14 protein-coding genes, 1 tRNA gene and 2 rRNA genes are annotated in these 12,316 nt (G+C 39.4%); 12 read left to right on the forward strand and 5 right to left on the reverse strand.

The window, feature by feature from the left end; all coding sequences use genetic code 11:
• The first annotated feature begins 6 nt into the window (after window positions 1-6).
• A 5S ribosomal RNA gene (gene rrf, locus IQ10_RS15820) occupies window positions 7-122 on the forward strand.
• A gap of 392 nt (window positions 123-514) precedes the next feature.
• Here rrf (IQ10_RS15820) and modB read toward each other — a convergent pair.
• The 3 genes from modB to IQ10_RS15835 all read right to left on the reverse strand — a co-directional run bounded on the left by modB (window position 515) and on the right by IQ10_RS15835 (window position 2,255).
• Entirely contained in the window at window positions 515-1,177 is a 663-nt protein-coding gene (gene modB, locus IQ10_RS15825; RefSeq protein WP_144451450.1) for a molybdate ABC transporter permease subunit, read from the reverse strand.
• On the reverse strand, window positions 1,177-1,965 hold the full coding sequence (gene modA / locus IQ10_RS15830; protein ID WP_144451506.1) for a molybdate ABC transporter substrate-binding protein: 789 nt from the start codon (window positions 1,963-1,965) through the stop codon (window positions 1,177-1,179). Before modA ends, modB begins: the two co-directional genes overlap by 1 nt.
• Window positions 1,966-2,027: 62 nt before the next feature.
• A complete protein-coding gene (locus tag IQ10_RS15835) occupies window positions 2,028-2,255 on the reverse strand; it encodes a group-specific protein (protein ID WP_144451451.1) in 228 nt (75 codons plus the stop codon).
• 190 nt (window positions 2,256-2,445) lie between these two features.
• Here IQ10_RS15835 and IQ10_RS15840 point away from each other — a divergent pair, with 190 nt between their 5' ends.
• From IQ10_RS15840 to IQ10_RS15850, 3 genes are read left to right on the forward strand one after another with little or no spacing between them, the layout of a single operon-like run.
• Entirely contained in the window at window positions 2,446-2,859 is a 414-nt protein-coding gene (locus tag IQ10_RS15840) for a fluoride efflux transporter FluC (protein WP_242009865.1), read from the forward strand.
• Window positions 2,856-3,236: a fluoride efflux transporter CrcB gene (gene crcB, locus IQ10_RS15845; protein WP_144451452.1), complete on the forward strand. Its 381-nt coding sequence runs from the start codon at window positions 2,856-2,858 to the stop codon at window positions 3,234-3,236. Before IQ10_RS15840 ends, crcB begins: the two co-directional genes overlap by 4 nt.
• A 27-nt stretch (window positions 3,237-3,263) precedes the next feature.
• A complete protein-coding gene (locus IQ10_RS15850; RefSeq protein ID WP_144451453.1) occupies window positions 3,264-4,418 on the forward strand; it encodes a trans-sulfuration enzyme family protein in 1,155 nt (384 codons plus the stop codon).
• Here the strand turns inward: IQ10_RS15850 and IQ10_RS18080 are convergent.
• Window positions 4,415-4,567 carry a hypothetical protein gene (locus IQ10_RS18080; RefSeq protein ID WP_158640062.1) on the reverse strand — a complete coding sequence of 51 codons (153 nt, stop codon included), beginning with the start codon at window positions 4,565-4,567 and terminating at the stop codon, window positions 4,415-4,417. The genes IQ10_RS15850 and IQ10_RS18080 overlap by 4 nt on opposite strands.
• A gap of 152 nt (window positions 4,568-4,719) precedes the next feature.
• Complete coding sequence (locus IQ10_RS18085) at window positions 4,720-4,875, reverse strand: hypothetical protein (protein ID WP_158640063.1); 156 nt, start codon at window positions 4,873-4,875, stop codon at window positions 4,720-4,722.
• A 218-nt stretch (window positions 4,876-5,093) separates the two neighbouring features.
• Between IQ10_RS18085 and rrf (IQ10_RS15855) the strand changes: the two genes are divergently transcribed.
• The 8 genes from rrf (IQ10_RS15855) to IQ10_RS15890 all read left to right on the forward strand — a co-directional run bounded on the left by rrf (IQ10_RS15855) (window position 5,094) and on the right by IQ10_RS15890 (window position 11,781).
• Window positions 5,094-5,209, forward strand: a 5S ribosomal RNA gene (gene rrf, locus IQ10_RS15855).
• 68 nt (window positions 5,210-5,277) lie between these two features.
• Window positions 5,278-5,351: transfer RNA gene (locus IQ10_RS15860), tRNA-Met, on the forward strand.
• Window positions 5,352-5,706: 355 nt separating this feature from the next.
• Window positions 5,707-6,699: a thiamine-phosphate kinase gene (gene thiL, locus IQ10_RS15865; protein ID WP_144451454.1), complete on the forward strand. Its 993-nt coding sequence runs from the start codon at window positions 5,707-5,709 to the stop codon at window positions 6,697-6,699.
• A gap of 5 nt (window positions 6,700-6,704) precedes the next feature.
• Entirely contained in the window at window positions 6,705-7,160 is a 456-nt protein-coding gene (gene tsaE, locus IQ10_RS15870; RefSeq protein WP_144451455.1) for a tRNA (adenosine(37)-N6)-threonylcarbamoyltransferase complex ATPase subunit type 1 TsaE, read from the forward strand.
• Window positions 7,157-7,873, forward strand: a complete 717-nt coding sequence (tsaB, locus tag IQ10_RS15875; protein WP_144451456.1) for a tRNA (adenosine(37)-N6)-threonylcarbamoyltransferase complex dimerization subunit type 1 TsaB — start codon at window positions 7,157-7,159, stop codon at window positions 7,871-7,873. Before tsaE ends, tsaB begins: the two co-directional genes overlap by 4 nt.
• Complete coding sequence (rimI, locus tag IQ10_RS15880) at window positions 7,866-8,327, forward strand: ribosomal protein S18-alanine N-acetyltransferase (protein ID WP_144451457.1); 462 nt, start codon at window positions 7,866-7,868, stop codon at window positions 8,325-8,327. Before tsaB ends, rimI begins: the two co-directional genes overlap by 8 nt.
• Complete coding sequence (gene tsaD / locus IQ10_RS15885; RefSeq protein WP_144451458.1) at window positions 8,320-9,336, forward strand: tRNA (adenosine(37)-N6)-threonylcarbamoyltransferase complex transferase subunit TsaD; 1,017 nt, start codon at window positions 8,320-8,322, stop codon at window positions 9,334-9,336. Before rimI ends, tsaD begins: the two co-directional genes overlap by 8 nt.
• A gap of 303 nt (window positions 9,337-9,639) precedes the next feature.
• Window positions 9,640-11,781 carry a hypothetical protein gene (locus IQ10_RS15890; RefSeq protein ID WP_144451459.1) on the forward strand — a complete coding sequence of 714 codons (2,142 nt, stop codon included), beginning with the start codon at window positions 9,640-9,642 and terminating at the stop codon, window positions 11,779-11,781.
• Window positions 11,782-12,316 lie beyond the last annotated feature (535 nt).

The following is a 12,316-nucleotide window of genomic DNA, read 5'->3' on the forward strand; positions in this document are numbered from 1 at the left end:
AAATAGTCTGGTGGCGATAGCGAAGAGGCCACACCCGTTCCCATGCCGAACACGGTCGTTAAGCTCTTCAGCGCCGATGGTAGTTGGGGGCTTCCCCCTGTGAGAGTAGGACGTTGCCGGGCACTTTAAAGCATTCCGTTATGGAGTGCTTTTTTATTTAACATAAAATGATGGAAGCATCGTGAGTGAGCTTCATTGAATGTACATCATGTCCCCTTGTGAGACGAGCTCGTTTCTCTTCGTAAAACATCTGAATGAAAAGCGACGCTCACTACTTCCCTCGTGGAAGAGAAGTAGTGAGCCAGGATGTTGTTGGGCTAAAGTACATTCCGATAGGGAGTGCTTTTTTAATTTGCAGAACATTAAGGATCAAGGCCTATTAAGAACTAAAACAAATGAAGAACAATTGTAGTAAGGCATCCATTATCACTAAATTTCATAAAATGGATTAATTGCTGCCGATAAACAAAAAACAGGCCCAGACCTAAAGCTCTTGTCTGTGCCTGTTTTTTGTTTATCCTGAGAATCGTCGGATGAACAATAGCATTGAGAAAGAAAGAGTGATGATAGCGATAACCCATGCCCATGCAAGCTCGGTATTGCCTGCTTCTAATGCTGTGAAAATAGCAATAGGAATGGTTTGTGATACCCCAGGTAAATTCCCAGCAAACATAAACGTAGCTCCGAATTCTCCTAATGCTCTTGAAAAACTTAATATGATGCCTGAAATAATCGATTTTATACAAAGTGGTAGCGAGATATAGAGAAATACTTGAAGTTCATTCGCCCCTGCATTACGAGCTGCCATTTCGATTTCAGGATCTATGTTATCTAGTCCCGTTTTAACTGATTGGTACATAAACGGAAAGGCAATAATTACTGCGACAATCACTACTGCTCCCCATGTAAACATAACGGATTGATTAGTGAAAAAGTAAATAAACTCACCAATAATACCTTGATTCCCAAAAATAATAATTAATAAAAAGCCAATGACAGTAGGAGGTAAAACAGTAGGAAGTAGAAAAAACGTTTCTACTAAAAGCTTGCCTTTAAATGTTGCTTTGTGCATGAACCTGGCACAGATGATGCCTAGGATCGAGACAATGATAATGGCTGTTCCTGCTGTTTTTATTGATAAAATAACTGGGTCCCAAAAGTGAGCAGAAAATATCATTAATTTAACACTGGATTAAATCCATACCTTTCAAATATCTCTTGTGCTTCTTTGCTTTGGAGGTAATGATAGACAGTGATCACTTCACTCTTTTCCGCAGACTCCTTAATGATACCTAATGGATAGATGATCGGCTCATGAAGAGTGTGATCAATTGTCGTGATGATGGCAACTTTATCTGATTGAAGAGCATCTGTTTTATAGACAAAACCTAAGTCAGCGTTACCACTCTCTACGAAGGTTAGTACTTGGCGAACGTTTTGTGCGTTGATTAATTTATCCTGGACTTTCACCCATAAGTCGAGATTTTCTAATACTTCTTTTGCAAATTGACCAGCTGGAACAATTTCAGGAGTTCCAATGGCAATCCGTCTAACATCAGAAGACATGACAGCTTCCATATCCTCAAATGATGAAGAACTACTCTTAGGTTGAATCAGTACAAGCTCATTTCCAATAATAAATGAGGAATGATTTTCGCTTATACGATTTTCTTTCACCAACTCATGAAATAAATCACTAGAAGCTGAGAAGTATAAATCAATTGGAGCACCTTGAGAGATTTGTTGTTTTAGGGCGCCTGATGAACCAAAGTTATAAATGATATTTACATTTGGATGTTCTTCTTCAAATGTCTCTTTTATGTCATTTAAAACATTTTGTAAGCTACTAGCTGCCGATATATACACATCAGTAGCCGTGTTATCAGGTGTTAGTTCTCTAGTGCCCTCATTGTTAGAGCAGGCGGATGTGAAAAATAGAATGAAAGTAGTAAATAGAATGAACATTATTCTAAGCAATCATACAACAAACCTTTCTATTCTAAATAATAATCGATCTAGTAAAGATACTAGTTAATTAATGATTGAAGTTTTTCGTTTCTCTGTTCTTTTTCCTCAACAGGTGCTAGATCATACTTTTTAAGCAAATGAAATAGTTCATTTAGGGTCTGTTGATCTGGTTTTTGATTTAGTAGATTAACACTCCCGTTATACAATTCCTCTGGAAGAAATGGTTTTTGGTCGTCTAGTTTTTTTTGGACGTCTTCTAATGTGTGATCAATCTTACATGAGCTCATCAAATACCACCTTTCATTTTTTATTCTAACTATATCTATGAATTAATAATATCACTACTTATTCAGCTGTTCCAATGATCTCTGATAAATCATAAACTTTGTTATAGAAAAAGATTTTATCGTGATGACCTTGTTACTTGATCCTTTATTAAGATAAAATTGAAATATTCGTTTATTAAGGAGAGTCTTTGTGAAATGTAATTTACTGAAAAATATTGTGGCGATTATGATCGGTGCAGCGGTGGGGACAAGTTTACGGTATTATTTAAATCTATCTACAGTATCGACTGGTTATCCAATTGGCACATTGATTGAAAATATGAGTGGAAGTTTATTATTAGGGTTGTTGACAGGGTGGTTTATCTATAAGGTTCCACGTGAATGGGTGAAGACGGGACTCGGAGTTGGCCTTTGTGGTGGTTTTACAACGATGTCGACACTTGCTGCAGACAGTGTGTCATTGACTGTTCACCATACATGGTGGTTAAGTTTGATCTATTTAGTCGTGTCTGTTTTTGGAGGAGTGGGCAGTGCATTAGGAGGCTTTCTTCTTGGACAAAAGCTTGGTTTAAAAAGGAGTCAGCAGGAGGTGGGGGAGGCTTGAATCTTTTACTTGTTAGTATTGGAGGAGCGGTAGGTGCGATTTGTCGGTACTTGCTTGGTCTTGTGATGATGAAGCGATATAGTGAGTCCCCTTTTCCAATTGCTATGCTAGTCGTTAATATGATAGGGTCGCTAGGGTTGGGGCTCTTTTATGGCTTTCATTATGGACAAACTCCTGCTGCCAGTGCATATGAAGAACCGCTTTTTTTATTGATAGCGCTTGGTTTCTTTGGAGCGTTTACAACATATTCGACCTTTAGTATAGAAGCTGTTCAATTGTTTCAAAAGAAATTATGGAAGCCGCTTTTGGCATATATAAGTCTCTCCATTGTTGGTTCGATTCTGATGTTTGTCATTGGGCTAATGATGATGAAATAAAAAACGTATGAAAAGGGAGATGAGGAAGTGAAGGAAACAAATTTTAATACGAAGACGGTACACTTTCAAACAAAGGAAATGGCTCGAAATGCGAGTAAAGCGAAACCTATCTATCAAACATCAGCGTTTGTGTTCTCAGATTTAGATGATATGGAAAGCTTTTATGAGGGTGAAAAAGAATATTTATATACAAGATATAGCAATCCAAATACAGATGATTTAGGAAAAGGGGTTGCGTTACTTGAGGAAGCAGAGGACGGTGTAGCGACATCGTCTGGAATGTCAGCGATCTTAGTTGGCATTCTTGCTGTGGCGAGTCAAGGAGATCATATCATTGCATCAGATGATTTATACGGTGGAACGTATCAATTGTTTGCAAAAGAACTACCTAACTTTGGTATCAATGTCAGCTTCGTTTCATTCAAAGATCTGGATAATGTTAAAAAAGCAATAACAAATAAATCAATTTTGCTCTATACAGAATCGATTACAAATCCGCTTCTTCGTGTCGAAAAATTAGAAGAAGTTATTCAACTAGCAAAAGCTCACAATATTAAAACGATGATTGATAATACGTTTGCGACTCCTTATTTACTCCAGCCAGCTACATTAGGTGCTGATCTCGTTGTTCATAGTGCGACGAAATATATTGGTGGACATAGCGATGTTACAGCTGGTGTGTTAGTGGGAGAGCAATCATTAGTGAACAAAGCTAAGTCAAAAGTCATTAGTTTGGGTTGCAATCTTAGCCCGTTTGAAGGATGGCTAGCGTGTAGGGGAATGAAAACATTAAGTGTAAGAATGGAACGACAGAGCGCGAATGCGCAGGCGCTTGCAGAGGCCCTGCTTTTATATCCTGATGTAGCACATGTTTATTACCCTGAGTTTGTTTCAAATAAAGGAAATGGGGCAATGGTTAGTATTGATCTAGCTGTGGACGTGAATGTTGAACAATTTTTCCGTTCTCTAGGGTGGATCAAAATCGCTCCTACATTGGCAGGAGTGGAAACCACTGTTTCCTATCCGATTCGGACTTCACATCGAACCATCCCTGATGAATTAAGAAATGAATTAGGGATAGGAAAACAACTTATCCGTATTTCAGTAGGGATAGAAGATGAACATGATATTATTTCTGCTTTTCGACAAGCGATTGATTTATCAAAAAATGACAGCCTTTAATGGCTGTCATTTTGGTGTATAAAATCAAAGAATTGTTGCAGGGTTGGAATATCTGTTACTAATAAGGCTGGGAGAAATAAAATCGTTAAAACAAGTGCGACTGGACTTAATAACATTGTACGACTAGCATGCCAGGTTTTACGAATCATATTGATATCCTCCCTTTAATAAAACAATAGTTTAAAACACTAAACTATGTAAAATAGCTTTAATGTTAAATATATTATAATTTATTTTCTGAATATTTGCAATAATGATCTATTCTATTTTATTGACTATTATTCTAAAAAAACGACAGCCATTAAAGGTTGTCGTTTTGGTGTATATATTCAAGGAGTTGTTGGAGTATAGGAACATTATCAGTCAAAATTAAGACTGGAAGAATTAAAATTGTTAAAACAAGTGCAACTGGACTTAAAAGCATTACACGACTAGCATTCCATATTTTACGAACCATAGAGGGTTCCTCCCTTAGGAAAAATGTGTTGCATGTGAATTCAAGATGTCACAAGATACGGCGGTCTTAGCGAAGTTTCGTTTTAACCATTATGGTGTATCACTGAGAGTATAATACTATGAAAGAATAATATTTAGCAATGGAAATATTTTTTTAAAAAAGACTTGTTTTCATTAAACTAACATGGTATTATAGAAATTGTGTCAGAGAGAAAATAGTCTGGTGGCGATAGCGAAGAGGCCACACCCGTTCCCATGCCGAACACGGTCGTTAAGCTCTTCAGCGCCGATGGTAGTTGGGGGCTTCCCCCTGTGAGAGTAGGACGTTGCCGGGCTAATTTTTCCTGAATATAATAAAGTGAAGTTGGGTATCCTTATTTAGAGAGCATCTTACTTATAACGACGCGGGGTGGAGCAGTCTGGCAGCTCGTCGGGCTCATAACCCGAAGGTCGGCGGTTCAAATCCGTCCCCCGCAATACCAAAAAATCGAAACGATTTCGTTTCGGTTTTTTTATTTTTTTGAGGAACTTGAAGAGAAAGGAGACTTGGCTAGCCACACTCACTTCTTATAGAAAAGGAAACTCGGCTAAAGACACTCACGTCCTATAAAAAGGAAACTTGGCTAAAGACACTCACGTCCTGTGAGTAACGCCGAGTACCTACGTCCTGTAGGCATAAAAGTGCTCTGCGCCGCCTAATTATCTATTTGGTCATGGGCTTTTTCATCAAAATCGGATAAACTAGAAGGGACTTCCTTAGGAGTAGAGTATTCCTAAGGTTTTTTATAGGATTGATTTTCTAATGCGGTCTTGATGGTGAGGGTGGTTATAAATGAAAGATGAATTTGCATTTATTTCAAAAATAGCTCCAATAAAAACTTATCAATCTTCACTTGTTCAAGGGATCGGTGATGATGCAGCTGTCTATCGTGGTTCTGAGAAGATGGATGAAGTTGTTTGTGTGGATACAATGGTAGAGGGTGTTCATTTTCGCCGAGACACTCTTTCTCCTTATCAAATTGGTAAAAAAGGTCTTGCGATAAATGTTAGTGACCTTGCGGCAATGGGAGCCATTCCTGCTTTTTATCTCGTCTCCATTGCGATTCCGTCTTCTTGGAATGAAGAAGAGCTTGCTGAGATCTACAGAGGGATGGACGAGCTAGCAACGCGGTATAACATGGACTTAATTGGTGGAGATACCGTTTCAACGGATGGACCTCTTGTTTTGACGGTTACTGTCATGGGCCGAGTTGAGCGTAACCAGGCGAAGTATCGTCATCAGGCAAATGCAGGAGATGTCGTGTTTCTAACTGGATATGTTGGTTCTTCTGCAGCGGGATTGGAATTATTATTTGATAAGGGTGTTGGCGGAGAATTTACAGTAGCAGAGCAGGTTCTTGTTCATGCTCATCAGGAACCCACTCCACATGTGGAAGCGGGACGAATACTAGCTACCTTCCATGAACGGATTTCTTTGAATGATGTGAGTGATGGAGTCGCTAGTGAAGCGAACGAGTTAGCTGAAGCAAGCAAGGTAAAAGTGACAATCGAGGCAGATGCTCTCCCTTTTCATGAAAGCATGAAAAACTTTTCAAGAGAAAAACAGCTTGACTGGGCACTTTTTGGTGGAGAGGACTTTGTCTTAATCGGAACGGTTGCCAAAGAGTATGTGAACAAATTAAGTGAACGTTTTCGCAAACGAAATGTATTATTTTTTGAAATCGGAAACGTTGAGGCAGGAGAGCCTGGTGTGTTTTTAAAAGATGGTCAGCAAGTAACACGATTAGAAAAGCATGGATATAATCATTTTCAAAAGCGTGGGTGAAAAAAATGGCAGAGTGGACAATTGTTACAGAGTCACCTGAAGAGACGATGCGTATAGCTGAAAATCTTGGACAGCTTGTTCAAGAAGGGGATGTGATCACACTTGAAGGTGATCTAGGGGCTGGAAAGACAAGCTTTACAAAAGGATTAGCAAAGGGGCTTGGTGTGAAGCGGGTTGTGAACAGCCCAACCTTTACGATTATCAAAGAATATCAAGGAAGACTGCCGCTTTATCATATGGATGTGTACCGAATGGAAGATGAAGCTGAAGACCTTGGACTTGATGAGTACTTTTACGGGGAAGGTGTTTCTGTGATCGAGTGGCCTAGTATGATTCCGTCGCAATTACCTGAGGACAGATTGATGATTTCGATTTATCATCTTGGAGAGACGACGCGAAAAATTTCAATAAAATCTACTGGAGTACGCTCAGCAGTGCTATGTAAGGAGCTACAAGAATGAGTAAACTATTAGCGATTGATACCTCATCGTTTGTCATGGGAATTGCAGTGACAGAAAGTGAACGTACGCTTGGAGAAGTAACGACGAATATAAAGAAAAACCATTCGATTCGTCTTATGCCAGCGATTGAACAATTAATGAAAGAAGTCGGCGTATCACCGAAGGAATTAGAAAAAGTCATTGTTGCAAACGGTCCAGGTTCCTACACAGGTGTGCGAATTGGAGTAACGACGGCAAAAACACTTGCGTGGTCTCTTGGTATTCCTGTCATTGGTGTGTCTAGCTTAGCTGTGATGGCGCAAGCGGGGCGTTACTTCGAAGGGGTTATTTCACCGATTATGGATGCAAGACGTGGGCAAGTATATACAGGACATTATGTTTCAAATAACGATGTAGTAGTAGGGGATGAGAGTGATCGTTTAGTGATGTTAACGGATTGGCTTGATGACTTAGATAAGGAGGATAAGCAAGTTCTCTTTGTTGGTCAAGACGTTGAATTACACAGATCAATGATCGTGGAGCGATTAGGCTCTAAGGCTCAGTTTGCGCCAGGTTCAGCTATGTTGCCTCGACCAAGTGAACTGGCAAACCTTGGACAAAAGCAGGAAGCGAGTGGGTTCACGCATGAGTTTGTTCCGAATTATCATCAATTAGCAGAAGCAGAAGCGAATTGGAGAAAAGCGCAACAAGAAAAGAGCGAGAAAAATGATTGAACAGAATAAAGCGTCCATTCGTTTTATGACTCATGACGATATTGAAGGTGTAATGGAAGTTGAACGTGATGCTTTTCCAACGCCGTGGGACCCTGCTATTTTTCATAATGAAATACGCTCAAATCAATTTGCTCATTACCTCGTTTATGAATATGACGGAAGAATCATCGGTTATTGTGGAATGTGGCTGGTGATGGATGAAGCGCAGATTACTAATATTGCGATCCATTCTGATTTTAGGGGACAAGGACGTGGGGAAGAATTGCTTCGTTTTGCGATCGCTTTTTTAGGACAATTTGGTGTAATGAAGCTTTCTTTAGAGGTGCGTGTCTCTAATCATGTGGCACAACAATTATATCGAAAGCTCGGCTTTCAAGAAGGCGGGATTAGAAAAAATTATTATGCGGATAACGGCGAAGACGCATTAGTGATGTGGGTGGGATTACATGAATAGCAATGAATTGATTTTAGCAATTGAGACGAGCTGTGATGAAACATCAGCGGCGATCATTAAAAATGGACGGGAGATTTTGAGTAATGTTGTCTCCTCACAAATTGAAAGTCATAAACGATTCGGTGGTGTTGTACCAGAGATTGCTTCGCGTCATCATGTTGAACAAATGACGATCATTATTGAGCAAGCGATGAAAGAGGCAGATGTGACGTTTGAGAACCTTAGTGCGGTTGCTGTTACAGAAGGTCCTGGACTTGTCGGTGCGCTGCTTATCGGGGTGAGTGCTGCAAAGGCGATTGCTTTTGCTCACGACCTGCCTTTAATTGGGGTTCATCATATTGCTGGCCATATTTATGCCAATCAACTCGTTCAACCACTTTCCTTCCCGCTACTCGCATTAGTAGTCTCTGGAGGACATACAGAGCTCGTTTATATGAAGGAAGACGGTTCTTTTAGCATTATCGGAGAAACGAGAGATGATGCAGTCGGAGAAGCCTACGATAAAGTTGCTCGTACACTAGGCTTGCCTTACCCTGGAGGCCCGCATATTGATCGATTGGCTGCGGAGGGAAGTGAGACAATTGATTTTCCTCGTTCTTGGCTCGAGGCTGATTCCTATGATTTTAGCTTTAGTGGATTGAAATCATCTGTTATTAACACCCTGCATAACTATAAGCAGCGTGGTGAAGAAGTGAAAATAGAGGATGTTGCGGCGAGCTTTCAGGCAAGTGTGATTGATGTACTTGTTGGAAAGACGAAGAAAGCAGTTCGAGAATTTGAAGTAAAACAGTTACTTTTAGCTGGGGGAGTTGCAGCGAACAAGGGACTTAGAGCAGCGTTAGAGAAGGAATTTGCAACAGCTGATGTTGATCTTCTTATCCCCCCATTATCTCTTTGTACAGATAATGCGGCGATGATAGGGGCTGCTGCAAGTGTGAAATGGAAGAAAAGTGAGTTTGCTTCCTATGATTTAAATGGTAACCCTGGTCTTGATTTAGAAAAAGCATAACTAAATGTTTAAAACCACTTATTGGAGCGAATGCTATCAATAGGTGGTTTTTATTTATGGACTTATGTAAAGGTAAATTCTTATGATGTGCACAATTGTTATCCACATGCTTGTTAGATGTGTGAATAACTACTAAAAATCCTCGAAAATAGGCTAAATATGTTGTGACTAACTAATTTGTGGATAAGTCTGTGTATAATGTGAATAAATTAAAATAACCTTATAAATAAGGAGTTTTACCTGTGAATAAATATGTGGATAGTGTGGATATGTCAGAAAATTAGAGCAAAAAGGTTGAGAGTGATGTGGAAAAAGCTAACATGCGTGATGATTGTTCTTTTTATCCTCATTTATCCTGTGACTATACATGCGAAAGAGGATCATTATACAAATGTGTTAATTGTGGTCGTGCCTAGTTTTTCATTCGAAGAGGCACGACAATTAGTAGAAACAGATAAAAATCAATCGCTGTGGCAGCAAGCTGCGATAGGCGGGATGAATGTCCGTCCCGATGGTTCTTTTTCCTATTTAAATAATATGGTGACGCTTAGTAGTGGTAAGAGAGCTGTCGGTGTTCAAGGTTGGAATAGTTTTGAAGCTGGAGAAAAAGTAAATGATTTTGAAGTACGTGATTGGATCAAGCAAATTTCAGGTGAACTACCTGAGACAGACCTTTACCATCCTGCTATTCACAGACTTGCAATCAAAAATGAACAAATGGGAGACATAGGACAGTTTGGAGGATTGCTAAAGCAAGCTGGAGTGGAACGTGTGGTTTATGGTCATAGTGATACAGTCGAAAACCCTGTTCGTTATGGTTCTTTACTTACTATGGACGAAAAAGGAAGAGGAACAGGGGAATTAAACAAAGCAGTGAGGAAAAACGAATCTGCTTCGTATGGATTAGAAATGGATGTTGAGTATCTTATTAACAAGTTATCAACAAATGTAGAAAGAGATCGTATGACGGTAATAGAGTGGGGAGATTTTCATCGTTTATATGAACAAAAAGTTTTTATGGAAGAGGAGCAATTTAAAAAGAAGCGTGCCGAACAGCTTTTACGTCTAAGCAATTTTCTTGAAGAAGTTGTGATGGAAAAGAAATTAGAGGTATGGCTACTAGCACCGATGATGCATAAGCAAGCGTATGATCAAAAGCAACAATTAGCACCTGTTTTTTACTGGGGAGAAGGAAAAGGAGGGTTTCTCACATCTAGTACTACGAAGCAGCCTTATTTAGTTAGTAGCATTGATTTTGTTCCAACCATACTCCAAACCTTTGGCATCAATACAGCAGATGAATGGACAGGGCGTGCCATGGTGCGAGAAGATCGTGGAAATGTGGATAAAGAACATTTTTTTGAGAAAATGGATGAAATCGTTTTTATTTATAAAAGCCGTGCGAGTGTTTTATCCACATACATTTCTTGTCTCGTCCTCGCTTTAATCGGTGCGGCTGCTTTTTGTTTTTTTGGAATGACAAAACAAGAGACTTGGCGTTTTGTCATAAGACTATTGCTTCTCTCGGCGTTATGGTCCCCTTTTTGGTTTCTTGCTTTATCTAATATCATTAACTTGGTTGGGGTGAGTGGGTTTGTGCTAACGCTTATCGGTGCGTCGACCCTTTGTGGATATGTTGTGCAAAAGTTGAGTCGACAGCCGATTTTCTGGATTGGGGCAATGACATTTGTGCTCATTACCCTTGACGTGTCGCTAGCATCTCCCCTGATGCAACGCTCTTATTTAGGGTATGATCCGATCATCGGAGCTAGGTATTACGGGATTGGCAATGAATTTGCAGGTGTGTATCTCATTTCAGCGCTAATGGTTCTTCATCCGTTTTTAATGAAAAAACAGAAAGTGGTCACCAACATTAGTGTAATGATCATATTCTTATGTCTAGTTTTCTTTCTTGGAAAAAATACACTAGGTACGAACGCAGGAGCGACATTATCTGCAGGCATCGCCTTTTCTTTTCTTTTTTACCGAGTAAATCGTTTGAATTGGTCATGGGGTAAAATTAGTTTTCTGTTCGGTCTATTAGCAGTAGCAGGAGTCGCTCTTTTATATATGCTCCAATTAAATGGAGAACAAACACATATTGGTTCTGCTTTTCAACGTTTATACCGCGGAGATTTTCTCTATATTTTCGAATTAATTCAACGAAAGCTCGCTATGAATTTAAAAATTTTTAGACATTCCAATTGGACGCAATTACTCGTTACGAGCTACATACTTGGAGCTGTTATTTTGTGGAGAAAGCATCTCCTGCTTGGAGTACAAAATAAGTTATTTTTACAAACGGGTGTCGTCTCTTCGTTTGCGTTGCTTTTGTTAAATGATTCGGGTGTTGTTGCGGCTGCTACATCGATGTTTTGTGTTGTCTCCGCTCATTATTACTGGTTGTCTGTAAGTAAGACGGATCATCGCGTCATTAAAAAATAAATCATTCTGGGACGAAGATGAAAAATTAGTGTTCTTATATGGAGGTTAGAAGTTTTAGCACATAGTCTTAACGTTGACTGTGTGCTATTTACAACGTCATTAATGAATCTAAATATTACTTTAACTTCCTCTTTACACTAAGGTGATACATTTAGCTACGAAAGCAAAATATGTACAGACAATTTTGTTGGAGACCATTTGAGAGAACCTTAATTGCTGCTTAAAGAACACGGCGATTAGTCTGTCTTTTTGCAACAGTTAAGGTTTTTTATACTCATCAATGTGAATGGAGGGGAGAGCATGAAGAATTTTATACCTACTTTTTTGATCTTGACGGCACCCTTCTCAACGGGAAGAAACTGTTCCTACAGGCGGCAGATACGATTCTTTAATGTTGTGGTGCGACGAGTAAAGAAGATGCCCTCCAAATGAAGCAGCCTCCGACCCATATTTTGATGGAATTGGTGATGTTCTTCAGGAAATAAAGGAGTGTCAATTGATTTAGAGTTTCTAATCGATTACTTCTTGTACAAAC

The organism is Halalkalibacter nanhaiisediminis, assembly GCF_007830185.1.
Taxonomy (GTDB): domain Bacteria; phylum Bacillota; class Bacilli; order Bacillales; family Bacillaceae_D; genus Halalkalibacter; species Halalkalibacter nanhaiisediminis.